The 26,059-nt window shown below is 67.5% G+C and carries 22 protein-coding genes, 1 tRNA gene, 1 other RNA gene and 1 pseudogene; 11 read left to right on the forward strand and 14 right to left on the reverse strand.

The window, feature by feature from the left end; translation table 11 throughout:
• Positions 1 to 139 precede the first annotated feature (139 nt).
• The 3 genes from purD to ffs all read right to left on the reverse strand — a co-directional run bounded on the left by purD (position 140) and on the right by ffs (position 4,219).
• Complete coding sequence (gene purD / locus ACWIHT_RS21455; protein WP_456169751.1) at positions 140 to 1,399, reverse strand: phosphoribosylamine--glycine ligase; 1,260 nt, start codon at positions 1,397 to 1,399, stop codon at positions 140 to 142.
• A gap of 246 nt (positions 1,400 to 1,645) precedes the next feature.
• On the reverse strand, positions 1,646 to 4,051 hold the full coding sequence (locus tag ACWIHT_RS21460; protein WP_456169752.1) for a DNA polymerase III subunit gamma and tau: 2,406 nt from the start codon (positions 4,049 to 4,051) through the stop codon (positions 1,646 to 1,648).
• 69 nt (positions 4,052 to 4,120) lie between these two features.
• Positions 4,121 to 4,219: signal recognition particle sRNA small type (gene ffs / locus ACWIHT_RS21465), an RNA gene on the reverse strand.
• Between the two features lie 71 nt (positions 4,220 to 4,290).
• On the opposite strand from ffs, the gene ACWIHT_RS21470 reads away from it, so the two are divergent.
• Positions 4,291 to 4,378, forward strand: a tRNA-Ser gene (locus ACWIHT_RS21470).
• Positions 4,379 to 4,457: 79 nt separating this feature from the next.
• On the opposite strand, the gene ACWIHT_RS21475 is transcribed toward ACWIHT_RS21470, so the two are convergent.
• The 10 genes and pseudogenes from ACWIHT_RS21475 to ACWIHT_RS21520 all read right to left on the reverse strand — a co-directional run bounded on the left by ACWIHT_RS21475 (position 4,458) and on the right by ACWIHT_RS21520 (position 11,740).
• Positions 4,458 to 5,708: a tyrosine-type recombinase/integrase gene (locus ACWIHT_RS21475; protein WP_456169753.1), complete on the reverse strand. Its 1,251-nt coding sequence runs from the start codon at positions 5,706 to 5,708 to the stop codon at positions 4,458 to 4,460.
• A gap of 10 nt (positions 5,709 to 5,718) precedes the next feature.
• A complete protein-coding gene (locus ACWIHT_RS21480) occupies positions 5,719 to 5,952 on the reverse strand; it encodes an excisionase family DNA-binding protein (protein ID WP_019075273.1) in 234 nt (77 codons plus the stop codon).
• Entirely contained in the window at positions 5,945 to 7,249 is a 1,305-nt protein-coding gene (locus ACWIHT_RS21485) for a replication initiator (RefSeq protein WP_456170050.1), read from the reverse strand. The genes ACWIHT_RS21480 and ACWIHT_RS21485 overlap by 8 nt, the downstream gene beginning before the upstream one ends.
• Positions 7,250 to 7,401: 152 nt before the next feature.
• On the reverse strand, positions 7,402 to 7,644 hold the full coding sequence (locus ACWIHT_RS21490) for a SpdD protein (RefSeq protein WP_456169754.1): 243 nt from the start codon (positions 7,642 to 7,644) through the stop codon (positions 7,402 to 7,404).
• A 25-nt stretch (positions 7,645 to 7,669) separates the two neighbouring features.
• Positions 7,670 to 7,864, reverse strand: coding sequence for a hypothetical protein (locus tag ACWIHT_RS21495; protein ID WP_019075277.1), 195 nt, complete (start codon positions 7,862 to 7,864; stop codon positions 7,670 to 7,672).
• Positions 7,865 to 7,880: 16 nt separating this feature from the next.
• Positions 7,881 to 8,072: a mobile element transfer protein gene (locus tag ACWIHT_RS21500; protein ID WP_093628273.1), complete on the reverse strand. Its 192-nt coding sequence runs from the start codon at positions 8,070 to 8,072 to the stop codon at positions 7,881 to 7,883.
• Between the two features lie 266 nt (positions 8,073 to 8,338).
• The gene (locus tag ACWIHT_RS21505; RefSeq protein WP_456169756.1) at positions 8,339 to 8,962 is read right to left on the reverse strand and encodes a DUF2637 domain-containing protein; all 624 of its coding nucleotides are present in this window, start codon (positions 8,960 to 8,962) and stop codon (positions 8,339 to 8,341) included.
• Between the two features lie 82 nt (positions 8,963 to 9,044).
• Positions 9,045 to 10,427 (reverse strand): annotated as a pseudogene (locus ACWIHT_RS21510) (FtsK/SpoIIIE domain-containing protein).
• Complete coding sequence (locus ACWIHT_RS21515; protein ID WP_456169757.1) at positions 10,427 to 10,783, reverse strand: SCO3933 family regulatory protein; 357 nt, start codon at positions 10,781 to 10,783, stop codon at positions 10,427 to 10,429. Before ACWIHT_RS21515 ends, ACWIHT_RS21510 begins: the two are co-directional and overlap by 1 nt.
• 168 nt (positions 10,784 to 10,951) lie before the next feature.
• The gene (locus ACWIHT_RS21520) at positions 10,952 to 11,740 is read right to left on the reverse strand and encodes a GntR family transcriptional regulator (protein ID WP_456169758.1); all 789 of its coding nucleotides are present in this window, start codon (positions 11,738 to 11,740) and stop codon (positions 10,952 to 10,954) included.
• 110 nt (positions 11,741 to 11,850) lie between these two features.
• Here ACWIHT_RS21520 and ACWIHT_RS21525 point away from each other — a divergent pair, with 110 nt between their 5' ends.
• From ACWIHT_RS21525 to ACWIHT_RS21555, 7 genes are all read left to right on the forward strand, one after another.
• Positions 11,851 to 12,258 carry an NUDIX hydrolase gene (locus tag ACWIHT_RS21525; protein WP_456170051.1) on the forward strand — a complete coding sequence of 136 codons (408 nt, stop codon included), beginning with the start codon at positions 11,851 to 11,853 and terminating at the stop codon, positions 12,256 to 12,258.
• Positions 12,259 to 12,304: 46 nt separating this feature from the next.
• Positions 12,305 to 12,733: an ATP-binding protein gene (locus ACWIHT_RS21530; protein ID WP_456169759.1), complete on the forward strand. Its 429-nt coding sequence runs from the start codon at positions 12,305 to 12,307 to the stop codon at positions 12,731 to 12,733.
• A gap of 47 nt (positions 12,734 to 12,780) precedes the next feature.
• Complete coding sequence (locus ACWIHT_RS21535; protein ID WP_456169760.1) at positions 12,781 to 13,110, forward strand: hypothetical protein; 330 nt, start codon at positions 12,781 to 12,783, stop codon at positions 13,108 to 13,110.
• Between the two features lie 75 nt (positions 13,111 to 13,185).
• Positions 13,186 to 13,809, forward strand: a complete 624-nt coding sequence (locus ACWIHT_RS21540) for a hypothetical protein (protein WP_456169761.1) — start codon at positions 13,186 to 13,188, stop codon at positions 13,807 to 13,809.
• A gap of 633 nt (positions 13,810 to 14,442) precedes the next feature.
• Entirely contained in the window at positions 14,443 to 15,375 is a 933-nt protein-coding gene (locus ACWIHT_RS21545; protein WP_456169762.1) for a hypothetical protein, read from the forward strand.
• Between the two features lie 153 nt (positions 15,376 to 15,528).
• On the forward strand, positions 15,529 to 16,347 hold the full coding sequence (locus ACWIHT_RS21550; protein ID WP_456169764.1) for a hypothetical protein: 819 nt from the start codon (positions 15,529 to 15,531) through the stop codon (positions 16,345 to 16,347).
• A gap of 223 nt (positions 16,348 to 16,570) precedes the next feature.
• The gene (locus tag ACWIHT_RS21555; RefSeq protein WP_456169765.1) at positions 16,571 to 17,035 is read left to right on the forward strand and encodes a hypothetical protein; all 465 of its coding nucleotides are present in this window, start codon (positions 16,571 to 16,573) and stop codon (positions 17,033 to 17,035) included.
• Positions 17,036 to 17,464: 429 nt separating this feature from the next.
• Here ACWIHT_RS21555 and ACWIHT_RS21560 read toward each other — a convergent pair whose 3' ends face one another.
• Positions 17,465 to 17,782 carry a hypothetical protein gene (locus ACWIHT_RS21560; RefSeq protein WP_456169766.1) on the reverse strand — a complete coding sequence of 106 codons (318 nt, stop codon included), beginning with the start codon at positions 17,780 to 17,782 and terminating at the stop codon, positions 17,465 to 17,467.
• Between the two features lie 2,301 nt (positions 17,783 to 20,083).
• On the opposite strand from ACWIHT_RS21560, the gene ACWIHT_RS21565 reads away from it, so the two are divergent.
• The 3 genes from ACWIHT_RS21565 to ACWIHT_RS21575 all read left to right on the forward strand — a co-directional run.
• Entirely contained in the window at positions 20,084 to 20,323 is a 240-nt protein-coding gene (locus ACWIHT_RS21565) for an Imm32 family immunity protein (RefSeq protein ID WP_456169767.1), read from the forward strand.
• Between the two features lie 198 nt (positions 20,324 to 20,521).
• Positions 20,522 to 21,043, forward strand: coding sequence for a hypothetical protein (locus ACWIHT_RS21570; protein WP_456169768.1), 522 nt, complete (start codon positions 20,522 to 20,524; stop codon positions 21,041 to 21,043).
• Between the two features lie 878 nt (positions 21,044 to 21,921).
• On the forward strand, positions 21,922 to 26,059 hold a 4,138-nt coding region (locus ACWIHT_RS21575; protein WP_456169770.1), incomplete at its 3' end, for a tetratricopeptide repeat protein.

Genomic DNA, 26,059 nt, shown 5'->3' on the forward strand with positions numbered 1-26,059 from the left:
CAAGGGTGAGGGCAAGGATCAGGCCCCGATTCCTGAGACGGGATCGGGGCCTGTGGGGTTCATCGGCGGGCGGGAGCCCTTGGGGATACTCGGTGCGCGGGAGCCCCTGGGGATACTCGGTGCGCGGGAGCCCCTGGGGTCACTCGCCCGCCGCCGCCTTCGCCGCGATGTCCGTGCGGTGCTGGGAGCCGTCGAGGCGGACGCGGGTGAGGGCCGCGTACGCGCGCTCGCGGGCCTGGGTGAGATCCGTGCCGGTCGCCGTGACGGAGAGGACACGGCCGCCCGCGCTGACGATGGCGTCGCCGTCGCTGTCGCGCCTGGTCCCGGCGTGCAGCACGTACGCGTGCGGGGCGTCCTGCGCGGCCACCTCGTCGAGGCCGGTGATCGGGTCGCCGGTGCGCGGGGTGTCGGGGTAGTTGTGCGAGGCGATGACGACGGTGACCGCCGCGTCCTCGCTCCAGCGCAGGGGGGCCAGGTCTTCGAGGGTGCCGTTCGCCGCGGCGAGCAGGACACCGGCCAGCGGGGTCTTCAGGCGGGCCAGAACCACCTGGGTCTCCGGGTCGCCGAAGCGGGCGTTGAACTCGATGACCCGCACACCGCGTGACGTGATCGCGAGACCGGCGTAGAGCAGGCCGGAGAAGGGGGTGCCGCGGCGGCGCATCTCGTCGACGGTCGGCTGGAGGACGGTCTGCATGACCTCGTCCACCAGCTTCGGGTCGGCCCACGGCAGCGGGGAGTACGCGCCCATACCGCCCGTGTTCGGGCCCTCGTCGCCGTCGAGCGCGCGCTTGAAGTCCTGCGCGGGCTGGAGCGGGACGACGGTCACACCGTCGGTGATCGCGAAGAGCGACACCTCGGGGCCGTCGAGGAACTCCTCGATGACGACGCGCTCGCAGGCGGCCGCGTGAGTCTTCGCCGCTTCGAGGTCGTCCGTGACGACGACTCCCTTGCCTGCGGCCAGTCCGTCGTCCTTCACGACGTACGGCGCACCGAAGGCGTCGAGAGCCTCCGCGACCTCTTCCGGGGTCGTACAGACATAGGAGCGGGAGGTCGGGACACCCGCCGCCGCCATCACTTCCTTGGCGAAGGCCTTGGAGCCCTCCAGTTGCGCGGCCTCCCCGAAGGGGCCGAAGACCGGGATGCCGACCTCGCGCACGGCGTCGGCGACCCCGGCGACAAGGGGTGCCTCCGGGCCGACCACGACCAGCTCGGCACCGAGCTCCGTGGCCAGCGCGGCCACGGCGGCGCCGTCGAGGGCGTCGACCGGGTGCAGTTCGGCGACCTCGGCGATGCCGGCGTTGCCGGGGGCGCAGTGCAGCGCGGTGACGTCGGGGTCGAGGGACAGAGAACGGCACAGGGCGTGTTCGCGGGCGCCGGTACCGATGACAAGGACGTTCACGGGGTCAGCCTAGGACACGGGGAGGGTGGGGTGGTCCGGGGTGGGGCGGAGTCGGGGTCGGAGTCGGAGTCGGGGTCGGGGTCGGGGCGGGGTCGGGGTCGGGTCGGGGTCGGGGTCGGGGCGGGGTCGGGGTCGGGTCGGGGTCGGGGTCGGGGCAGGGTCGGGGCGGGGCGGGGTGGTCGTGAGGGACCCTGCTCAATCGCTCCCTGTCGCTTCTTGTCGCTTCTCGCCGCTTCTTGTCGCTCGCTACTCGTTGGTGAACTCCTCCATCACCGTTGCTCCCAGCTCCCGCACGATCAGTTCGTGGCCGGAGAGGGCCGACTCGACGAGGTCGGGGTCGTCGTCCTCGGGGGTGTCGTCCTCCGCGGAGACGGTGTGGTGGACGGGGGGTGGGGAGGGGGCAGCGGCAGGGGGCTGAGGCTGAGGCTGGGTGGACGCCTGTGCCGAGGGCGAGTTGGTGGTGTGCGTGGGTGCGGGCGCGGAGGCGGGGGTGGGCTGGGTGGACATCGGGCCGGGGGCGGGCGTGGCGGGGGCGTGGTTGCCGTAGCCACCGGAACCAACGGAGCCACCAGAGCCACCGAGTGCACTGCCGTAGCCACCCGGCGCGCCACCTCCACCTCCACCACCACCGCCGTATGAACCGCCCGGTTGCGGGGGCGGGGTACCACCGCCCGACGGGTCGACGACCGCCTCGATCTTCCACTGGACGTTGAACTGCTCGGCCAGCGCCTGCTTCAGTACGTCCTCGCTGCCGCTGCTGTTGAAGTTGTCCCGCGCCCCGGCGTTGACGAAGCCGATCTGGAGGGTCGTGCCGTCGAAGCCGGTGACCTGCGCGTTCTGGCTGAGCAGGATCCAGGTGAAACGGCGGCGGTTCTTCACCACTTCCAGGATGTTCGGCCAGAGCATGCGGGGGTCGAGCCCGCCGGCCGGGGGTTGAACGGGGGCCGCGGCATGGGTGGCCTGGGGTGCGGAGGCCGGTACAGCGGCGGGGGCGGAGGTGGGTCCGGGGGCGGGGGCGGGGGCGCCGTGGGCGGACGGGGGTTGGCCGCCGCCCGCCGGGGTCGTCGTGGGCCAGCCGCCCGGGCGGCGACCGCTGCCTGCGGCGGTGGCGGTGGGCCAGGCGCCGGGGGCGGGGGCAGGGGCTTGTGTCTGGGGTTGTGGCTGCGGGGGTGCTTGGGGCGGCGGGGTGGGCTGGGAGTAGGCGGCCGGGGCCTGCTCCGGCGGTGCCGCGGGGGCGGGGGCGACCGGTGTCGTCGTACTGGCGAAGGGGGCACCGGAGTTGGTGGAGGCCGGGGCGGCGGCGGGTGCTCCTGGACCTCGTACCGCGGCCCGGGCGGCAGCGGCACCGCCGCCCGGCGGGACGGATGGGGCGCCGCCGCCTCCGTAGGCCTGGGTTTGAGCCTGGGCCTGGGCCTGGGCCTGGGGGTGGCCGCCGTGGGCGTCGGGTCCGGGGACGTATCCCATGGCGGGCGCTCCCCCGCCGCCCGCGAAGTTGACGCCGCGTTCGAGCCGGTCGAGGCGGGCCATGACGGACTGCTCGTCGCCGTACGCGGCGGGGAGCATCACGCGGGCGCAGATGAGTTCGAGCTGGAGGCGGGGGGCGGTGGCGCCGCGCATCTCGGTCAGGCCGGTGTTGACGAGGTCGGCGGCGCGGCTGAGTTCGGCCGCGCCGAAGGTGCCGGCCTGCGCCTGCATACGTTCCAGGACGTCGGTCGGGGCGTCGATGAGGCCCTTTTCGAGGGCGTCGGGCACGGCGGCGAGGATCACCAGGTCGCGCAGGCGTTCCAACAGGTCGGCGACGAAACGGCGGGGGTCGTTGCCCCCCTCCATGACGTGGTCGACGACTTCGAAGGCGGCGGCGCCGTCACCGGTGGCGAAGGCCTCGACCACGGAGTCGAGGAGCGAGGCGTCCGTGTAGCCGAGGAGGGAGGTCGCCATGGCGTAGGTCACACCGTCGGTGCTCGCCCCAGCCAGCAACTGATCCATGACGGACATGGAGTCACGCACGGAACCGGCGCCCGCGCGCACGACGAGGGGCAGCACGCCGTCCTCGACGGGGATGTTCTCCCGCCCGCACACCTCGCCGAGGTAGTCGCGCAGCGTGCCCGGCGGCACGAGCCGGAAGGGATAGTGATGGGTCCGCGACCGGATCGTCCCGATGACCTTCTCGGGCTCGGTGGTCGCGAAGATGAACTTGAGGTGCTCCGGGGGCTCCTCGACGACCTTGAGCAGGGCGTTGAAGCCGGCCGACGTGACCATGTGGGCCTCGTCGATGATGTAGATCTTGTAACGGCTGCTCGCGGGCCCGAAGAACGCCTTCTCGCGCAGCTCACGGGCGTCGTCCACACCACCGTGCGAAGCGGCGTCGATCTCGATGACGTCGATCGACCCGGGCCCGTTGCGCGCGAGGTCCGTGCAGGACAGGCACTCGCCGCAGGGGGTGGGCGTGGGCCCCTTCTCGCAGTTCAGGCACCGGGCCAGGATCCGCGCACTGGTCGTCTTGCCACAGCCACGCGGGCCGCTGAACAGGTACGCGTGATTGACCCGGTTGTTCCGCAGCGCCTGCTGCAACGGGTCGGTTACATGCTCCTGCCCGATGACCTCGGCGAACGACTCCGGGCGATAACGGCGGTACAGCGCGAGAGACGACACGCGTACGAGGTTATAGGCGCCCACTGACAACGGGGGCCGACGGCGACCTCGCCCACCGGAACCACCGCGAACGCAAGCGCCCCCCACGCACCCGCCAGAGCCAACCTACCCTTGCTGCCTTCCGGCCCTGGGGGAGTTCAGTCAGATAGCGCCGCGTGAGGGGCTCCGCACAGGCTACAGGATCTGAGCGGGGGGAACGAGTTCGCGAGCACTCCTCAACGTCTTGTATTGTTTGCCGCGGAGGATTCGCCTAGTGGCCTAGGGCGCACGCTTGGAAAGCGTGTTGGGGGCAACCCCTCACGAGTTCGAATCTCGTATCCTCCGCCAGTGCCTCACCGGGCACGATGTCGAAGGGCCCCGCTGTTCGCAGCGGGGCCCTTCGTCGTTGTCCGTCTCAGTTTCCGTCTCAGTTTGTCTCTGAGTCCGTTTTCGGGAGCTCCCAAAGGGCGTCGCCAACTTGCTGGGCGACTTTGCGAAGCATGGTCCCCGTCACGTGCATGTACCGAGCGCGCATCCTGGCCGCTCCCCCGGGCTCCCAACCCATGATCGAGTCGATCACGACGTCGGGGACCCCGAGGATCAGGAGGACGGTCGCGGCGGTGTGGCGCGCGTCATGGAGACGGCCGTTGCGTACGCCCGCGTCCCGGAGAAGCCGCTTCCAGGTGTGGAAGTCGGTGTTGGGGCTGAGGGGGCCGCCGATCGGCGAGGCGAAGACGTATCCCTTGCCCTCCCAGTCGGTGCCGGCCGCGATCCGCTCCCGGTCCTGGGCTTCCTGGTGCTGGCGGAGAATCTTGATCAGCGGGTCGGGCAGGCCGATGGTGCGCCGTCCGGCCCGGGACTTGGTGGACTTGTGCTCGCGTCGGGTCTGCTCCCGCTTGGGGCAGTAACCGGCCTTGCGGCCACACGGGTTGGCGCCGCAGCCGTGCGCGTACTTGGGGCGGAGTCGGTTCTTACGAATGCGGACGTATCCCGAGGCAAGGTCGATGTCCTCCCAGTGGAGCCCGAGTGCTTCGCCCTGCCGGAGTCCGAGCGCAAGAGCGACGACCCACCGCGCGCTGTTGCGGAGCTTCGCCGCTTCGACGAGCAGGCTCTGAACCTCCTCGATCGTGAACGGCTCGATGTCCTCCTCTTCGAGTCGCGGAGCCTTAGCGATCTCGGCTGCGTTGGTGGGCACGTGTCCGCGCCGTACTGCCTCGCTGAGGGCGGTACGGACCGTGCGATGCACGTGGTGGGCGGTGCCGGCCGCGCTGCCGTTGCTCTGCATCTTTTGGTAGAAGCGCTCCAAGTGCTCGGGCTCCAGCCGATCGAGTCGGTGGGCGCCGAGGCCCGGGACCAGGTGAACACGTACGTCCACCTCGTATCCGGCGTACGTGTTCTCGGAGACGTACGGCTTGGCGATGTTCTCGACCCAGTGCTCAAGCCAGCCCTGGACGGTCCAGCCCTTGCCCGGCTTCCGGAGCTTCTTGTCGTCGCGGGCCCGTTCCAACTCGCGGACCGCCTTGGTCACTTCGGCTTTCGTCTTCCGCTCGACGTGGCGGCGGTCAGGCTTGCCGTCATCGCGGACGCCGACCGTCACGCGGCCGTGCCATTTGCCGTCCTTGCCGAGGTAGATGGACGAGGCTCCGTTGGGCTGGCGGGTGCGTTTCATCTCTGCCATGTCTCCCCCTTCAGGCCGCTACGGCGGGACGGCGGCGGAGTTGGGTGACGTAGGCGGGCAGCGCCTCAGCCGGAACTCGGCGGAGTCGACCGACCGTGACCGATTCGATCTCGCCCGCGAGCACGAGCTTGAAGCACGTCGTACGGCCGATACGGAGTCGCCGTGCCGCCTCTTCGACGGTCAGCAGGACCAAGGACGGGTCGGCCAGTTCCGGAACAGCGGTCAGGGCTCGCGGCTCAGCCACGGGTGGGCTCTCCTTCCGTGCCGGGGGCGGGTTCGAGGGATTCGGCGAGCCAGGCTTCGGTGGAGGAGAGGCCGGTTCCGGCGAAGACCCAGTGGGCGAGGACGTATGTCGTGTTGGTGCGGGGTTCTGTTGGCGTGGGGGTCGCTTGGGCACGGCGCCATTCGGCGCGGGCGTCGCGGAGGGCGCCGAGGGTGGTCGAGTAGCGGCGGGATTTGGTGGAGAAGTGGCCGCGGAAGCCGAGCATGTGGGCCCAGGCGCGCAGGCGGAGGTGTTCCAGGTCTTTGCAGGCGCCGAGGGCCCAGGCGGTTCGGATGAGGCGGCGGGCGTGGTCGCTGATGTCGAGGTGGGCGAGTTCAGCGGCGAACTTCAGCGGGCGGTCGAGAGCTCCCGTCGCTGTCTCGGCGCCCTTGGTGGCGTACTTGGCGATGTACGCGGCGACGGCCCGCTCGGTCAGCTCCTGGCCGTCGTTGAAGTCGGCGGATCGGATGGTGCGGACGTCGAGTTGGCGGCCGAAGGTGAAGGTGTGGGAGCGGCCGTCGATGGTCGGACCGTCGACACGGACCTTGGCGGTAGCGGTGCGGATGGCGTCGGTGAGCAGCTCGGCCGTTGCCCAGGGCGGGGGTGGCGTGTCGCCGCCGGTGGGGCCGTCGATGCGGATGACGGCATGGAAGTGGACGGCTCCGCGTTTCTGGTACTCGGCGACCTTGGCGAAGGACACGCGTGCGTGGTCGCGGAAGCGGCGTTGGGAGAGGCCTGCGCGCTTGGCGACTTCCCGGCGCAGGTAGGTGGAGAAGCGGCGCCAGAGGGGTCCGGCGTGTGCGTTCCAGAGGACGGCGGCTTCGTAGTCGTAGGTGTGCGGGTTGAGTGGGGTGCCGAGGGTGTCGTCGTCCTGGGTGTGGTGGGTGCCGCAGCGGCAGGGGCGGCCGTCGGTGCGGCGGTTGTGGACGGGGCCGAAGCCGGGGGCGGTGAAGGTGGCGAAGACGCGGGGGTGGGTGGCGACGTGTTCGGGGGTGCCCTTGCCGCCGCGTAGGCCGGAGGTGATCAGGTGGAAGGTGTCGCGGCGGTAGACCTCGGAGCAGGCCGGGCAACGGGTGGTGCGGCGGTTGTTGCAGCGGACGAGGAGCTGGCCGGCCGGGAGCGAGGATGAGTTGAGGTGGTGGAGGACGGTGCCGATCTCGCCGGTTGTGGTGTCGACGTCGTATTCGGTGCGGTGGCCGTCGAGGCGGATGGGGTTGGTGCAGCCGCCGAGGCTGGAGAGTTGGCGGAGGATACCCGGGAGGGTGCCTTGCGCGGCCAGGTTCGCTAGTTCGGGGAGTGGGGCCGGGGTGGGGCGGGTGAAGATGGCTTGCTCCTTCTGGCTGGCTCGGTCAGGAGAGACGGGCCCCGGGGCGGCGAAATGCTTGGTCGTGTGCCGCCGCCCCGGAGGCCAGGGGGTGTTCCGGGAGTCGTTCAGCGGCGGTGGTCGCGGAGTATCGAGCGCAGGACCACGGCGGCGATGGCTACGGAGATGGCCGTGACGGCGACGGCGGCCAGGAGCGCGGTGAGGACGACTCCGCCGACGACCAGGGCGACGACCGTGTTGCGGTCGATGGCGAGGGGCGGGAGCGAGCGCCGTGCGGGCATCGGGTCGGCCGGGGTGTGGGTGTGTGTGGGCGGCGGGGTCGGGTTGTCGGGGTACTTGGGCAGGAACACAGCGAACCCTTTCTCATCTACTCGTCTAGTCATGTGAGCCGTTTACGACACCCACACCGGAGCGTGTGCCGGACTCGATGGCGGGGGCGAGGAAGGTGTGCGAGAGCCAGAAGCCGAACAGGGCGATCAGTACGACGATCCAGGTGCGGACGCCGAGGAACTTGACCGCTCCCCAGGCGAAGAAGCCGAGGACGACGACGAGCGGCAGGCTGACGGTCACGGGGTGGAACTCCCTTTCAGCGGACGGGGCAGCGGTGGGTGTGGGCCGCCAACTCGGCGGCGGCGCGGCTGTCGTAGTCGTGCGAGGCGCCGCAGCGCGGGGCGGTGCAGGCAGCGGTGTGCTTCTCCTGGCCCCGGTCGTCGTAGGACGTGGCGACCTGGACGGGGCCGATGCGGATGACGTTGCGGAAGCGGCGGTTGGCGGGCACGGATGATCTCCATTTCGTTGATCGCTCGCCCAAGAGGGGCGAGGGCGTGTAGACAGGCGGTATGTCACAAGGGGTGCGGCAGCTGGCCGCCTGCGGTACGGCCGCGTTGGTACTTGGACTCGCGTGTCTTGGGGGACGGTGGTGGTTGGGCGAGTCCTGGGCCACCGCGATCACCACGGGCTGCCTTGAGGTACTGATCGTTTCGGCCGTTATCGGAACGCGGCGAGTGTTGCGGAAGCGGTAAAGCCTCCCGACAGAGCCCGCCTTCAGAGTTGGGCGGCGATGGCTTCGGCCATGGGTACCGGGACGCCGAGGCGGACGCAGAGGGTCGGGGTGTCGATCGGTGTGCCCGTGCGGGTGTGGTGCTCGGCGGCGACCTTGCGGGCGTGCTCCACCAGGGCGGCCGGGACAGGCACGGCAGGGCGCTCGGGCGGTGCCTCGATGGCCGGTTGCGCGGGCATCTCGGGCAGGGGTTCGGGCACGTCCTCTTGGACGTCGACGGCCTCAATGTCGTTGGTTTTTGGGGGCGTTGTGGTGTGGGCGAGGAGGGTTCCGCCGAGGAAGGCGACGGCGGGCCAGCCCGCGACGAGGATGCGTAGCCAGGCGGGAACGTCGCCGAGGTCGAGGAGTCCGGCGGTGGCGACGTTCGCGCCGAGGGATGCGGTCAGCGCGATGACGAACCAGCACCAGCCGGAGGCTTTCGCGTCGCCGGTCCGCAGTCGGCGCCAGGCGGCGACGAGCAGCAGGTCGACGCTGATGGGGTAGGCCCACGCTTTCCACCCGTCCTGTCCGGCCGCCGAGGCGATGTCGTGCAGGTGGGCGAAGGAGAGGGCGGCGGCGATGAGGGCTTGGACGAGTACCGCGTCGACGCGGGCCAGTTGGGCGCGCATGATGCGGCTCCTTCCGGGTTCGGGCATGGGAGGGGTAGAGACGTGGCGCAAGGCGGTCACGCCAAACCGGGGTGAGGGAAGGTCAGTTGGTTGCCGGGCGCGGCTGGACGTTGAGGCCCGGGGCCTTGACCGGTTGCGCGGGTGCGTACGGCTGGAATCGCTTGAGCGCAGGCAGGTCGGGCACCAGGTGCGCGGAGTCGCGGCAGATCTCGGCGGCAGCGCCGAGGGACAGGTACGGGGTGCGGATGCGGGACCAGCCGCCGGAGGTATCCCCCGCCACGGCCAGGCCGGGACGTTCGGGGGCGATGGCGCAGGCCGCGCCGACAGCTTCGGGAGCGATGTCGCCGAGTGCCATCTTGGCGGAGGCTTCGTCGTTGACGCGGTGGCAGACGCGGCCGGTGAGCTGGGCGCGGAGCATGGTGGCGCCCTTGCCCAGTTCGGCGCCGAAGCGCTGGCCGCAGACCTCCAGGTAGATGCCGGCGGCGCGGCCGAGTTGGGCGAGGCGGATGAGCTGGGTGACCATCTCGTCGCGCCGTTCCTCGTCCTTGCGGGTGGCGACGAGGAAGAGTTCGGCCACCTCATCGACGAACAGCACGACGGGTACCGGGCGTTCGCTCTCCGGCAGGCCCCAGATGTCTGAAGTGATCTCCTCCTCAGGGGTGTTGGGGGCGATGCCCTGCCGGGACTTGATCAGGTCGTAGCGGTCCTCCATCTCATCGATGAGCGCGGGCAACAGGTCAGCCGCCTAGTCCGGGTCAGTCGCCAGAGCCGAGAGGCGGGCAGCGAACGGGGACAGTTCCACGCCGCGCTTGCAGTCGATGCCGACCAGGGCGACCGGCTGACGGGCGAGTCCGGCGACCAGGTGGCGCAGGTACATGGACTTGCCCGACAGGGTTGCGCCGAGGGTGAGTTGGTGCGGAACGGTGCGGTAGTCGCGTACGAAGGGGGTGGCGTCTTCCCGCAGGGCCACCGGTACTTTGAGGAGGCCGGAGGGGAGCTTGCGGGTGCGGGGCATGCGGACCCGGCGCAGTACGTCGTAGCCGACGAGGCGGAGTTCGACAACGCCGGGCTTGAGGGTGGTGACGTAGACGGCGTGAACTCCCCAGGCGTGGCGGAGCCGTTCGGCGGAGGCGGCGACGTCGGCGGGTTCCTGGCCCGGGGCGAGCCGCAGCCGTATCCGCAGGCCGGTCGTGGTGGGCCGGATGATGCCCCGGCGGGGCGGTACGGGACGGACCTCGCGGCGGGTGGTGGCCCTGACGGCGAGGATGCGCAGCCGGGACGGGGCGACGGTCAGGCCGCAGGCCTCCATGACCGAGCCGTACGAGCTGAGCAGGCGGGTCGTGGATATCGGCAGGCCGACCGTGGACCAGTACGCGGCCGGGTGCTTGGCCCGGGTGTAGGCGGCCCCGCCGCCGAGCGCGGCGAGGGGACCACCCACCTCCAGGAGCGTCGTCAGGTCGGCCATCAGGCGGCAGCCCCGGCGACGGCCGGGAACGCGGCCGGAGTGACGGCGGCGGCACGGAAGGCGATGCCGTGACGCTGCTGCCCGTTGAACACGCTCTCCCACGGCCGGGCGACAAGGCCCGGGAGCGAGACCGGAGCTCCGAGCGCCAGTCCCTCGGAGACACCGCCCTCGGGGACGGTGACCTTGATGAGGGACGATTCGCCCTCTTCGATGTAGACGACGCCGAGCGTCATGAGCGCCTCGCCGCTGACGGCGTCCTTGGCGATCTCGCCGGTCTGACGGTCGCGGACCTTCGGCTCCGGGGCCTCGGTCAGCAGGATCGTCGCGGCGGTGGTCTCAACACGGATGGTACGCAAGGAAGTTTCCCTATCTACTCGTCTATACATGTAGCGATCCGAGAACCCGATCTCCAGGTTCGTGCGGACCACCCTGTCACACAACTTGCCCACTCGTCTATACGAGTATGCACGTTGGGGTGTACGAGTTCGGGAAGCGCCCCCCGCGCACCACCGCCCGTCACGCGATCAGGTCGCCGGGAGCTGGTACGACAGCACGTAGGCATCCGCCGCCATGACCGTGTCGCAGACCTCCACCGCCCGCCCCTCGGTGTCGTACGCGGTGCGGATGAGGTGGATCACGGGCACGCCGGAGGCCAGCCGGAGCGTCTTCACCTCGGTGGGCGAGGGCATCCGGGCACGGATCTCCTCCTCGAAGTGGTCGAGGTGGTGGCCGAGTTCTTCGAGGCGGGCGTAGATGCCGCCGGGGCCCGGGTTGGGTTCGGCGATCTGCGTACCGCGCGCGATATCGAGCGGGAGGTAGGAAGTTGCGAACTCGACCGGCTTCCCGTCGAGGAGATACCGGCGCCGGCGGGCGAGCACACGCCGTACGGAACCGAGCCGAGTGGAGATGTCCTGGCTGGCCTTCTCCTCCTTCACCTCCAGACTGTCGACCTGGGGATGACTGCCGGCGGCCTCCGCCTCCACTGTGAACGCGGACTTGCCCTGCTCACGGTGACGGCGGGCGAAGCGGTCAGAGGCCAGGCGCCGCACGGGCGGCCGAGGCCGTACGAAGACGCCCTTGCCGTGCTCGGCATGCACCAGGCCCTCGCCCTGGAGGACGGAGAAGGAGTTGCGGACGGTCATCCGCGAAACCCCGTAGTGCTCGACGAGGTCAGCTTCGGAGGGCAGCTTCTCACCCTCCTTGAACCGCCCACGGTCGATGGCCTCGCGCAGCTGGTCGGCGATCTGCCGGAAGACCGCACGATCACTCATGGGGTCGAGATCACCGAGCAGGCCGGTACGGAGAGAGCTCACGTTGAGTACTCCTTTGGATATCTAGACGAGTGGGCGAGTGTTGTTGCTACGGTGGAGAGCCTAGCCAGCCGAGAGGGCCGAGGAACGTGAGCACTGACCGTCCGCACTCCGTGAGCGTCGCCGGAGTCATCGTCGACGACCACGGCCGCGCCCTCCTGATCAAGCGCCGCGACAACGGCAAGTGGGAACCCCCGGGCGGCGTCGTCGAGCGAGACGAAACCCTCCCCGAGGCCCTCCAACGCGAAGTCCTCGAAGAAACCGGCATCAAGATCGCGCTCCCCGCGACCCTCACCGGCGTCTACAAGAACATGACCGGGCTGATCATCTCCCTGGTCTTCCGCTGCCAAGCCGCCGACGGCACACCCACCACCGGGGACGAGACCCGCGCACTTCGCTGGGCCACCCGCGAAGAAGTCACCGAACTCGCCGACGAGGCATACGCGATCCGCGTCATCGACGCACTCGACGCGGCGTTCCCGCCGGCCATCCGCGCCCACGACGGCGTGAAACTCGTCTAGCCCGAACCCGCTGCACATGGCGGCCTACCAGCACGAAGGAACTTGTATGCACGAGTATACGAGCACTGTGCGGGTCTGGGGACTTACTTGCCCAGGTTTCCCCGAAGAGGTCAGCCGTGCCCGCCGCTGGACCCGCGACATCCTGCGCGGCTCACCTCTGGCCGACGACGCAGAACTGATCGTGAGCGAGCTGAGCGCGAACGCGATCCTCCACACGGCCAGTGGGCGAGAGGCAGGCAGCTTCCACCTGGCGCTCGCTGTGTCCTCGCAGGTGGTCGCCCTGTCGGTGACGGACGGCGGGGGCGCCGGGACGGCTCCGAAGGTCGAGCACCAGGACCAGGACGCGGAGCACGGCCGGGGGCTGGGCATGGTTGGCGCGATTGCGCACCGGGTCGTGGTCCACGAGAGCGACGGCGGCCACACGGTCACCGCGGAGCTCTTCACGGACGTGCGACGAGGAGGGCACCAGTGCTGAGCACGACGATCGGTCCGGGCTCTTGGTGCGAATGCTGGACTCGACACTTGGACGACGGCCAGCCGCCAACGCTCTTCGGCTCCTACGACGCCTACACAGAGACCGAGGCGAACAACCGGGTCTCCGAGATCCTGCGCACCATCTCACCGGAACTCGACGCGGACACCTTCGAAGAGGCATGGGAGCGGCTCTTCGACCACCGCGTCAACACCCGACGGGCCCTGTTGCGCCGCGTGCCATGGGCGGTGTCCGTCATCCACGCCCGCACGCTCATCACCTGGACCGTGAGCCCGGTGACCTTCCTGCCGCTGGCGCACCGTCAGGCCGCGGAACTCCCTACATGCGCATACGACTTCAAGCCTCACAGGTCCGTTTGACGCTCGGCATCTGGCCCGATGCTCGACTCGCACCTAGTCTCCCCGCTGGGCCAGGCATCGGGCATGCTCAGCCCTGTGAGCACCGACAGCAGCGATCACCCTTTGAACGGCACCAACGCCAGTGTCGGTGCGGACCTGCCCAGGACAATCGCCGCCCTGGACGAGGCAGAGACGTACAGAGTTCTAGCGACGGGAACGAACTGGGCCACCCTCGGGCACGCCTACGGGTCGGCCGCTGAAGCACCCAAGAGACTGGCCGAACTCCTCGCCCAGGACCAGAGCGTGAGGACCAAAGCGCTCGACTACCTGCACCACACCCTGCACCACCAAAACACCCTCTACGAGGCGACGGTGCCCGCAGCACTGTGCGTGGCCGCGATCCTCCCGAATCCACGAAGCATCAGCACCGTGGACAAGAACCACCACTTGACCACCGTATGCATGCGCGCCGAGCTACTCCACTGGATCGCCTCGGTAGCTGACGCAGTCACAGACGAGGCCGACGTCCTCAGTCGGCGGCACGGATTCCCCCTCGACGACTACCCGCCGGCCGTCGACGTCCGAAGGATTCGACCGCCTCTGTACTCAGCAGCCGTGGCATACATCGACGACACAGACCGGCAGGTAGCCGAGGCCGCGATCACGGCGTGCATTCCGCTCCGGACGATCCCCGCCTGCTGCACCACCGCACAGCACTGATCCCCGCGATCCGGCAAACCCTGGGAACCAGCGAACTGTGGCAACACAGAGAGCAGGCCATCGACGCCCTCAACACATGGGGCGAGGACTCCACAGGCTTGGAAGGCCAGCGAAACCCCTTCATGTTCTGTGACACAGAGGCACCAACGGACAGCGCCCCATGTCCCGTTGACACAAGCGAGGGCTACAGCGAACCCTCACCGTTCTGACACGCCCCAGTGATCACGACCTGCCAGCCCAGTGAGTTACAACTTTCTCTACTGGTTCAAGGCGGCTCGCTCCGCTCCCCGCGCGCGGCCCGACCCCCGGCCGGGCCTGCGCTCCTGTCTCCGCCCCGCTCCAGCCCAGCCGGCGCCCGCGCCGCGCTCAGAGCAATCAGCCGCCTGATGCCAGAGAAGGGGTACGTCGTGGCTGGGGCGGTCGGCTCCACGGCTTTAGGCAGCCACTTTGGCGCGAGCCTCGAAGATCATGGCCCCAACGTCGTGCTTTAACGGGCAGGTCCACAGACTGCCCGACGCGCCGGAAGCTTACGGGGCCATGATCACTCGCGCCAAAGCCGCTCCGCCAACCTTTGAGCACGGGTGGCACGAGTGAGGAAACCGTCGCTCCGCAAAGCTCAGGTAGCCTCGAAGTGTGACAGAGGAGTCATCACACGAGTCATCATCCTCCGGCGAGACGAGCCGCCCCGGAAAGCCAACGACCGGGGCGGCTCGATACGCCCCATCTTCGTTCCAGCTCTCGAAGTCGGTGCTGGGGTTCCACAGCACGTTCGCGGAGATCGCCAAACAGCGTGACGCCCGCATCTCCGCTCTGGTCACCCCCCAGCTCTCGAAGTCGGTGCTCGGGTTCCACAGCACATTCGCGGAGATCGCCAAACAGCGTGACGCCCGCATCTCCGCTCTGGTCACCCCCCAGCTCTCGAAGTCGGTGCTCGGGTTCCACAGCACGTTCGCGGAGATCGCCAAACAGCATTCGGCTGCTCTGAATCTCGGCCTTGGCACTGCTCTGACTGATGCCATCAAGGCAACGAGTTTGCAGCGGTCTCGGACGGTGCTGCAGTTCGCTGACCTGGCGAGGTCGACCAGCGCATTTACCACCGGATTCTCGGTGCTCTCCGCCCAGGAAGCTCTTGCCCCCAAGTCTGTCTTGTCATCCGCCCTGAAGCTTTCTCGGATGTACGAGAACCACCCAGCTTTTCGGACCATGCCATCTCAGGCAGCCGTGGTCACCGTCTCAACTGTTGATGCTGACCTCATTGACGCAAACGCTCGCGACTTGACGGAGGACAGGACGCAGGGCCTAGACGTGGCCGAGTTGGCGGACGCACTGCTCAAGCAGATCAGGAAAGCCGAAGAAGAGCCTGGGAAAAGTGGTCGTAACTTCCAGACCGGCAACATTGCTCCCGGGGCACTCTTCCTCGGTGTCCTGGTCCTTCTTTACAGCGCAGCAAGCGACGTAGCCGGGATGGTGAGTCCGGAGCTCGCTGACCTTCTTGATCGTCAGTTCACCTACGCTTCGTTGGCCATGGCCACCCTCTATTTCCTCTACCAAGAGGGGAAGCGCTAGAACTTCGGGCCTTCAAGTCCAGCCCAACCGGTAGGCGATCAAGCGTCCGTCGTTGTGACTGAGGTCTGTAGGACCCACTGCCCGCGAAAGTGATAGCTCCAGTCCAAGGGATGACAGTAAGGTAGCGCCAGGTAGCAGGAGTTAGGTCGCAAAGTGGACTTCAGTGATCAAGTTAGTCGTCTGGCACGAGCCCATCGCCTTGGGGTAGAACTGTCGGCCGACATGCAGGCGTGGAGCGCTAGCACCCCTTATGGCGTTCGGGCCAGCATCGCGGAAGATCGACTCAGCTGGGAGCTACGGCTCCAGGTATCTCAATCTCCTCCGCTTGCCGATTGGGGCTTTCGGTTCGGTGAGGCCGTCAATCACCTGCGGGCGGCCCTCGACAACCAGATCGTGGCCATCGCGCGGCAGTCTGGTGTGACGGACGAGAAGCAGCTCAAGGGGCTCATATTCCCCATCTGCGGCACCCTCAAAGAGTGGAAGAGCCGCCAAAAGGCGCTGTCTTGCTTGCCCGACTGGTGCCGCGAGGCTCTGGAGCAGGTTCAGCCGTTCCAGCGACCCGAGCACGGCGGCACCCTTGATGAGGACCTGCTGTTGCTTCTGCGCGACCTAGACAACAGCACCAAGCACCACCTTCAAGTCAAGCCCGATCTGGCAGCACAGGCCATCCGGCACACACCAGCGGTCGAGTTCGAAACCGAGGAAGGGGCGGCTGCTAGCGTGCCACCCGACGCGGAGGTGGTGGTTGGTCCGTTTGAAGATGGCGCTGTGCTACTCCGGTATCGGACCAAGGGGCGCATCAAGTCAATCGAGGGACAGTACAACATCACGGCTCAGGTCCAGGCCGTCTCTCCCGATGGCCGACCGCACGGCGTAACGGACCTGCTGGCGGCCCTGTGGGAGTACACGCGGATCGTTATGGGGCACATGATGGGCGCGGCCGAACAGGCTGAGGGAAGGTCCGGGGTGTAGCTGTTAACCGTCCCGTCTCAATTTCTGTCTCATTCAGGCCCGTTCACTGCAGTTCAAGCGCGACCCGAAAGCGTCGCCGCGTCGGCAGCCAGTCGCCCATGAACATAGGTGAACGCCTTCGAACGACACTCATCACCCCACCACTACAGTTGGAAAGCGTGTTGGCAGAGATCGGTTTGCTGTGTGCTACCCAGCCAGCACGCCAACGTGGTGGGCTGGTGCAGTGGAAGCCATCATCGCCAGTGCCATAGCCGTTCTTGGGACTCTGCTTGGCTCCGGCATCACCCTCCTGTTTCAGCAGCGCGCAGTAGACAAGAGCCACGACTTCACACAGAAGGAAAGGCTGAGGCAGGAGCGTCTGGACGCATATTCTGCCTATGCCGGTGCACTGATCAACTACCGCCGCTGCCTGGTGCACTTGTGGTTCTGCCTACACGACCAGACGCCTCCAGAAGACGCCGAGGAAGTGCGGGCCCGATCTTACGATCTTCGCACTCGCGCTCAGGAGGCCATGCTGCGGGTCGTGCTGCTCACTGATGACGAGTCGCTCAGCGAAGCAGCAAGAGCCCTCCTTGACGACGTCGCAAGCCTGTACAAGGCGGATACCAGAGAGGAGTTCGACCACCGGAGGAGTCACACCGGGAACAGTATCGGCCGCTTGATCGGCATCTCCAAGCGACACCTCTGAGATCCGAATCAGAGCAATGGCACGGTCGCCGCGGCCATGCCCCCTTCGCGCCGCACCACAAGCGCACCAGATCGAGCGGGGAACAGCGGGGAACCACGGTGAAAGCAGCCGAGCTCACCCGGGTCCGCGCTCGGCCGTTCGCCCTGATCAGCCCCCGAACCGCCTCCAAATGCCCCCAGCTTCCCAAGCTGAGAGTGCGGAGCTGTCGAAACGGTCACCTCAGGAAGCCAAACACGGTCCACCTGCCCGGAGCGAGGCTCTCATGAGGGAAGACGCCACGGTCACTCTCAGTCAGCTCTTACGACATCTGGCACCAGTGCCTGAAGGCAAGTTCCCCCTCGATGCTCTAACCCGAGAGGCTGAGAGGGTGGCCTGTGGCCATTGGGCTCCGACTGGAGCGACTCCGCGAGGTGAGTTCCTGCGGGGGCTCTACATTAACGTCATCTCGGTAGAGAGGGTTTCCCATATTGAGTTAAACCAGAGATACGACTGCTCAACGAACACCGTGTCTTCGTCCCGCTCTTCCGTACCGAAGAGCCGAACCGGACCGAGAGCTCCTGGATCGTGGATGTTCATGGTCCGCCCACGGATCTGTGCCTCACGCAGCATGACGGTGTAATAGGAGAACATGGCTTCTTTGCCGTTGATGAGGTAGAGCTTCGCCATCGGAGTGAATGGCACCGCTCTGTAGGTCACTTCAACGTCAATACCGTGGGTTTCCTGCAGTGACCGCAGCATGCTTGACATGGACTGAGCATATGCATTTCGCTGTAGGAGCCAAGCCTGATGAACGTGGCCGGCCTCCTCGCCATCTGGCTCTACAGAACTGGGGTAGGCCAGAGCAATTTCTCTGCTGGGCAGCAGCACACGAACGCTGATCTTCGCCGGTCTGACGCTTCCAGAGTGAACAGCACGGAGCGGATGCCCCATCGCCGCTGCGAGCGACTGACCGCTAAGACACAGTGCGTCAACCTCAACGTGCTGCTCTGCGAATCCTGCTGTGAGACGGTCCCCCAGCGCTACGATGGAAGCACCGAAAGGCAGGGCCCGGGCAGTCTCCGTGACAACTGGCGTAGCCGAGCCGTCTACGAGCCGTCGCCAATCGGCTTGAACCGGTGGACCTAACTCCGCCCATCCACTCAACAAGCTGACTACTTTGAGTAGTTGCTCCGCCTCGCGTGGTACGTGGTTGCCCCTGCGCCAGTCACTGAGCGTCGCCGCAGGCACGCCCGACTCCCGGCTCACCCGGTCGAGGGTCAACCGCCGCCCCTGCTTGGCCAACTGAGTCTGCGCAGCTTCCCACAGCCTGGCGAACTCGACGAACACCGGAGGCAGGGCCCCCCGATTAGCAGCCTTGTCCGGCACGCGACCCTCCACCGACCCATGTGGCGTGTCTCCGAGTCGGAATTCCGACTCGGAGCGGAGTCTACGGCGGCCTCCGGCCTTTCCGAGGAGCTACGAGATCCCTGCCGTTGCTGTGCCAAATGCACGTCAATGGGAGCTACATGAGGCGGCGTTGAGGCCGCGACGAGCCCAAGGAGGCCCCGGTGAGGCAGAAAAATCCAACTGGTCGACGACTCGCACACGCCGCGCTGTTCGCGTCTGTCCGCGGAGCTGGGGCTGCCGTAGGTTCGGCCAGCGTGGCTGCGATCATCTGGTGGGTACAGAGCCGGTGACATGTAGGCCGCTCTCATCCGCAGGATGCGGAAGCATGCCAGGCACGACGACATAGCGCGTCCACGCCTGTGCAGCCTTCACAGCCCGCAAGGTTCTGGCCGTACTGCTCTGCACGTGGCGTCTCGGGCGGGAGGACCCCTTCGAGTGAATTACGTCAATGTTGCACTTTCAGCTAGTTCGCCTCGCGTGTAACACAGGTGGCCTACGGTGACCGTCACTCGTAGCAGGGCAGGAGGATCCGTGAGCACACCACCACAGCCGCAGAGGCCGCCGCGCCCCGACGAAGTGCTTGCTTTTCACAACGGGGACACGCTGGAGAACATCCCTGTCATCCGCGACACCGCGCCTACGCCACCGCCGCGTTTCCCTTGGAAGGCGACGATGACCGGGGGCGCCGTCGCAGTCACCGTCGGAGCTTGCCTGGCTTTGGTCCTGCACCAACAAACAGGATCGGACGACACGGACGGGAAGGCACTCCCTCACGCAACACACAGCGCCAAAGGGGCTGGACGCGGAATCAGCGGAACCTCCCCAGCGTCGCCAACGCAATCCTCGCCGTCAAGCGCTGCACCGTCCCACTCGGATGCAGCACCATCGTGCATCCCGGTGGCCTACAAGACGTCTGACGGTCCAGCCGGTTGTGAACCGAAAGCCGATGTCTGTATGGCCGGCGCACCCTGGTACGTCGAAGACATCGATGGACTGTGTGGTGGCCCTGCGCCTCTCCAAGCCATTCATGTCATCTCGCAGCCAGCCACTGGTGGGGATCCTGGATCCTCCTACTGTCTCGCGTGGACGGGCGGCAGTGACGGTGCAGGCAGGGACGCCACCCTCTTGATGAACGCGGCCGGTTATCAGTGTGGTGCGTACTTGGTCGGCTCAGACGGACAGGCAATCCAAGCAGATGGCACTTCGGTCTTCTCGGACAGCCCACAATCCTGTGACGGGTCCTATCCGGGCACCAGGATGACCTACCCAGGCGTCCTGGATTTTCCGAACGAGGGCGGTGCGCAGCCTCCCACGTACGTCTGCGTTGCTGAGAACACTGGCGCATGAGACGACATCGAGAGTACCGATCGCCTCATCCCATCTGGGGAGGGGGAAACGGTTCCCACCAGGTGCGTGTCTAACTGCGTGACAACGCCGACGAACAACAGCGGACGCGCACGAACGTCTGCGGACCATCAGCCCAGTTGAGAGGCACACCAGCCCAAGGCACCACCCCCTCACCCAAGTTACTTCGGGACGAAGAAGTCATCACCCATGTATCGCCGTAAGTTTCGCCGTCGCTGTCGGCCCGAAGTACGCGATGCTATGGGTATGGCCCCTGAACCCAGCGCTGCTCCGTCAACAACCACTCACCTAAGTGCGGTGACCGACGGAATCACCAGAGTTTTCACGTGGGAGGAAGGCGCACGCATCGAGGTCCGCAACCTGGGCGGCGAGATCGCCATTGAGGCCAACGCTGCCGGGTTGAAGACACTGGCCGGCCACCTCCTCACGCTCGCCCAGGACGGCACACCGGACGGTGCTCATCTCCATCTGGAGGAGAACAACGGGCTCGAAGAAGGCTCCGTAGGCCTGGTCTTGGAGCGGTGCGACGACGAATGACTCATGCCAGACGCGTGCCAGATGGTGCGGGGTATCACGGGGAACAGCGGGGAAGCAATCGAACGTCTCTCGTCCGTCCGTGCCCCGTCGCCGCAGGTCAGGCCTGGAGCAAGGCCTAGACGCCCTGAGCTTCCCAAGCTGAGAGCGTCCCGTTCCACTTCGGCGGACACCCCTCGTGACGTCAATACAGTGCCGCTCATGGACTGGACTGCACCCTTGAGTGCCATAGCTGGCGCGCTTGCCGGCATCGTCGCAACGTTCGTCGTGGACCGAGACCGCTGGAAACGCGCCCAACAGGCCGATGCACAGACAGTTCTACGCGAGACCTTCGTGATCTACCTCGCCCACTTGGCCCGCGCGACCGAGGGCATGCGTTTTGCCGCCGAGGCGACCTATGCCATGCCGGAAGAACGCAGGCGTGCAGTCCGTGCGGCATTCTCCGAGTCTGGTCTGTTCGAGCAGCGCTTCGGCCTGACAATGCTCGCTCCGCCGCGGGTAGTGGAGTTGGGCGTCGACGCGTTCCGCAAAGTCCGTACGTTACGTGACCTTCTCGCAGATGGTGCACAAGTCACTGACGGGGCCTTCCAGACGGCACAACACACGTACTACAAGGCCGCCCAGGCCGCAGCAGCGGCCATGCGCCAGGAGCTTGGCATCCCCGAGCTCCCGTTCATCCCCCTGGCATCCAGCCACGATGAACACGGCCAGGCACAGGCCTGAGCACCAGAGTCCGCGTGGCCGTCATAGCCTGCCGCGCCGTCTCAGTTTCCGTCTCATTCAGCGCCGTTCACGGTAGTTCAGACGAGACCGAAGCCGGTAGCCGCTCCCACATCTGACCGCCCATGAACCCAGGTGAACGCCTCCGCACCCAACCCACCACCCCACCACCACAGTTGGAAAGCGTGTTGGGGGCAACCCCTCACGAGTTCGAATCTCGTATCCTCCGCCAGTGCCTCACCGGGCACGATCAAGGTGGCCCTGATCTACGGAAACGTGGATCGGGGCCTCTTTGCTTGGTGCCTGCTCGTGCTGCGGCTCACTGTCCGCAGGTCGCTACGCAAGACGCTTCGGTGACTGGCACTTGTCCAGCGGCCCAGCACGACGACCGAGACAACCAGGCCAGTCCGATCTTCGCTGACCGATCCGCATAGGCCCATGGATCAGAAGGTTGAGAAGGTTGGGAGGGGGGTGGGTGCGGAGCCATTCGGCGTCCCGAGACCCTGTGGCCCGGGGACTCCTGTCCGGCCACCCCCCTTGGCCGCCGTGTTCCTCTGCGAGGACATCGAACCGGCTCATTTCTGCCACCGAAGCTAACAGCCCCCACTGACAACGCCCTTGGGCAAGTGACCAGCACCCACGGGACCAACTCGGCAATCAGCTCGACAACAGACGTTCTCGATCGTAGGTCAGTACGGAAGACGGGCGACGGCGGCGAAGCGCACGAGGCTCTCGGGCTTCATCGGGCTGTCGGCGGATCTGGGGCAATTTAGTCATCGCGGGCGCACCGGCCCAAGGGGTGCTCTAGCGTGTGTGGCCAGCTTGAAGAACAGTGGCCGGGGCGCTTCCGTATCGCGGGGTGGCCGGTTCGGGGGTGCGGTGTGGCTGATGCCGGGCGTTTCGATGTGTTCGTGTCGTATGCGCACAAAGATGCGCCGTGGGCGACGACCTTGTCAGAAAACCTGCATCAGCTGGGCCTTGATGTGTGGCTGGACCGGTGGGAGTTGGTCGCAGGCCAGCGGGTGGCGTCACGGTTGCAGGACGGGCTGGCGACGGCCGGTGCCGTGGTGACGGTCGTCAGTCGGCACTGGGTGGAGTCCGGGTGGTGCGGCGAGGAGTTCGCAGCCGCCGTGACCAACGCGGTGGAGCACGGGCAATGTCTGATCCCGGTCGTGCTGGGTGAGGTGGAGCTGCCGCCCTTCATCGCTTCCCGGTTGTACATCGACTTCCGCCATGCGGCCTCCTCGGCTCAGTACGAGGACTTGGTACGGCAGTTGGAGCGGGCGGTGCGGGGACGACCGTCGGCGAAGCCCCCGAAGCGGGACGGGGTGCTGGTGGTGCCCGACACGGTGGCCTACCGGCCGGACGGGCCCACGCAGGCGGAGTTATGGATCGCCGCGGGCTCGGTGACGTTTTCCGCTTCGGGCGGTGAGGTGTCCTGTCCGCCGCGTGGTCTGGATCGCGGTCTGGAGCAGCGGTTGTGGATGCTGCATCGGGCTCGTGTTCGGGCCTTGGGTGGTCTGGCCACTCGGCGGCTGCTGCCACTGGAGGAGGCGGCCGCTCTGGGAGGGCCGGCCGGGGCGCTGGCCGCCGTGGGCGAGGCGCTGGGTGAGCGGTTCGTGTGCGGTGCGGTGGCGGAGGCCCTGGTCAGGGAAGAGCGGCTGGCCCGGGCGCGTCATGCGTCGTTGCGGATCGGGCTGGCGGTGGACGACCCGGAGTGTGTGGATCTGCCGTGGGAGAGCCTGGCCATCGCGGGCATGACGCGGCCGTTGGCGCTGTCGGAGCAGGTGGAGCTGTACCGCACGGTGCGCGTGGAGAGCGCTCCGGTTGCGGTGCGGGTGCCGGGTCCGTTGCGGATTCTGGCGGTGGTGGCCAGCCCGGAGTCCGGCGGGGGTGAACTGCTGGACTATGAAGGGGAGTTGAGCCGGATCCTGGACGCCGTCGACCCGGCGCGTTCCGGGCAGGGCGCGTATGTGCGGGTGCTGAACTGGGGCAGCCTGGCCGAGATCCGTGCCGCGTTGGAGCAGGAGCGCTTCCACATCTTGCATCTGTCCTGTCATGCCAAGCCGGGGATCCTGCTGCTGGAAAACGAACGAGGTCAGGCCGACGAGGTCGATGCGCAGCGGTTCATGAGTGACGCGCTGCCCACCGATCGCGGTGTTCCGTTGGTAGTGCTGGCCGGCTGCTCCACCGCACGCACGCCAGCGCCCCCGGAAGGGGAACAGGAAGAGGAATCGGAACAGGACGCTGCGGCCACCGGCTCCGCTCCCGTTGATCCCGACGCGGAGGGGCGGGTTCTGGCCGGTCTGGCGCGTGAGTTGCTGGCGCGCGGGGTGCCGGCGGTGCTGGCGATGACCGAAGCCGTCACAGATCACTACGCCACCGAACTGGCCGCGGAAATCTACCGGACGCTGGCGCAGGCCGAGCACCCCAACCCGCTGACCGCCCTCTCCCAGGCCCGCCGCACCTTGGAAGCGCGGCGCCGGGAGCTGCCGGAAAGCGACCCGCGCGCGGCGTGGCCGGAGTGGGCCACCCCGGCACTGTTCCTCGCCGGGCCGCCGCTGCCGCTCGTCGACCGTGCTCACAGCGTCGATCGCGTGCCGCAGGTGGCGGAGGCGGTGCTGGATGAGGGCATGGTGGTGCGCAAGGTCGGCGAGTTCGTCGGCCGCCGCGCCGAGCTGCGCCGACTGCTGTCCGCCCTGCGCGACCCTCAGCGGGCCGGAGTTCTGGTGCACGGTATCGGCGGTGTCGGCAAGTCCACGCTGGCCGCCGAACTGCTACACCACTACGGGACTCACGGTCGGCTGATCGTGCCGGTTGCGGCGTCCACGACCCGGACCGTGGACGCCGTTCTGGAGGCACTGCGGCAGCGCCTGAACACGTACTGCACGGATGAAGGACTACCGGACACAGATCCGTTGCGACGCGCCACGGTGGCTTTGACGGATGCCCGCGTGCCCTGGCGAGAGCGGTGGCAGCTGGTCCGCCAGAATGTGCTGCCCCGGGTTTCGGCGCTGATGCTCGTGGACAACGCCGAAGACCTCCTCACCCGCACTCCGTCCGGCGACGGCTGGCAGCTGGACGACCCGGAGTTGGCGGAGCTGTTGGCCGCGTGGACCGCGGCAAGCCCGCGCACCCGGTTGCTGGTCACCAGCCGCTACCCCTTCAGGCTCCCCCGGCAGGTCCAGAGGCGGCTCACCGTTCATCATCTGGGCCCGCTGTCGTTGGCCGAGACTCGCAAGCTGATCTGGCGACTGCCCGGCCTGGATGCCCTCAACCCCGCTGACCAGCAACGTGCCTACACCGACGTCGGCGGCCACCCCCGGGCCCTGGAATACCTCGACGCCCTGCTGCGCGGCGGCCAGGCGCGTTTCCCGGACATCGCGGACCGCATGGAAACGGCCCTGGAGAACCGCGGTATTCCCGACCCCGAACGCTGGCTCGCGGACGTCAAGGGCGACCTGGACGCCGCGCTGGCCGAGACTGTCACCCTCGCGGTGGACGACATCCTTCTCGACACTCTGCTGGAGCAACTCGATGCCGTGCCTGGAGCACGAGCGTTGCTGGACGGCATGGCCGTCTATCGCACCCCGGTCGACCGCACCGGGGCTGCCTGGCAGTTGTCGGATCTCACCGCATCTCCCGAACCCGACCCCGCTCTTTACCAGCGTCTTCAGACGGTGGTTGAACGCATCACCGAAGCGCGCGCTGCCGGAGCGGGAATGGACAACGACGATGACCTACCGCCCGAGACGGTCACCGAATACGAAGCGGTCTGGAAGGAACTCCAGCGGCCTCCGGTCGACTTGGACGCCCAGGCCGAGATTGCGCTGAAGGGGCTGCTGGACCTGGGGCTGGTCTCTCCGGCCCCCGCGCCTCAGGACGAGCCGGGCAATCCACCCACAGGTTTGACGGTGCATCACTGGACTGCCGACGCCCTCCGCCGACGCGCCCACCCCGACACCCTCAAAGCCGCTCACTGCCGGGCCGCCGCCTACTGGCAATGGCGCGTCAATATATGGCCTCAGCCCCCCGCCGACGACATCACCCATCTCATCGAGGCCCGACACCACCATCACCAGGCCAGCGACCTCGACCAAGCCGACACTGTCACATGGCGTGCGTGCTCCCAGCTGCATACGTGGGGAGCCTGGGACTGGGAACAATCTCTGTTGGAGGAATCCCTTACCTGGGCCCCTGCCCGCTCCTACTCTGCCGCCACCTGCATCCACCAGCTCGGCATCATCGCGCAGGAGCGGGGGGACTACCAGCAGGCCGAAGAACGCTACCGCGCCGCCCTCACCATCAAGGAGGAACTGGGCAACCGCCCCGGCATCGCCAGCAGCTACCACCAACTCGGCATCATCGCGCAGCTGCGGGGGGACTACCAGCAGGCCGAAGAACGCTACCGCGCCTCCCTCACCATCCTGGAGGAGCTGGGCGACCGCGCCGGCATCGCCAGCAGCTACCACCAACTCGGCATCATCGCAGAGCTGCGGGGGGACTACCAGCAGGCCGAAGAACGCTACCGCGCCTCCCTCACCATCCTGGAGGAGCTGGGCAACCGCGCCGGCATCGCCATCAGCTACCACCAACTCGGCATGATCGCGCAACTGCGGGGGGACTACCAGCAGGCCGAAGAACGCTACCGCGCCTCCCTCACCATCCTGGAGGAACTGGGCAACCGCGCCGGCATCGCCAGCAGCTACCACCAACTCGGCATCATCGCGCAACTGCGGGGGGACTACCAGCAGGCCGAAGAACGCTACCGCGCCTCCCTCACCATCAAGGAGGAACTGGGCAACCGCGCCGGCATCGCCAGCAGCTACCACCAACTCGGAAGGATCGCGCAGGAGCGGGGGGACTACCAGCAGGCCGAAGAACGCTACCGCGCCTCCCTCACCATCAAGAAGGAACTGGGCAACCGCGCCGGCATCGCCAGCAGCTACCACCAACTCGGCATGATCGCAGAGCTGCGGGGGGACTACCAGCAGGCCGAAGAACGCTACCGCGCCTCCC

The organism is Streptomyces sp. NPDC002276, from assembly GCF_053891435.1.

Excerpts from the sequence above, each read along its gene's own strand:
- ACWIHT_RS21475 (WP_456169753.1), bottom strand. The coding sequence starts at position 5,708 with ATGGCAGAGATGAAACGCACCCGCCAGCCCAACGGAGCCTCGTCCATC.
- ACWIHT_RS21505 (WP_456169756.1), bottom strand. The coding sequence starts at position 8,962 with ATGCGCGCCCAACTGGCCCGCGTCGACGCGGTACTCGTCCAAGCCCTC.
- ACWIHT_RS21530 (WP_456169759.1), top strand. The coding sequence starts at position 12,305 with ATGCACGAGTATACGAGCACTGTGCGGGTCTGGGGACTTACTTGCCCA.
- ACWIHT_RS21560 (WP_456169766.1), bottom strand. The coding sequence starts at position 17,782 with ATGTCAAGCATGCTGCGGTCACTGCAGGAAACCCACGGTATTGACGTT.
- ACWIHT_RS21570 (WP_456169768.1), top strand. The coding sequence starts at position 20,522 with ATGGACTGGACTGCACCCTTGAGTGCCATAGCTGGCGCGCTTGCCGGC.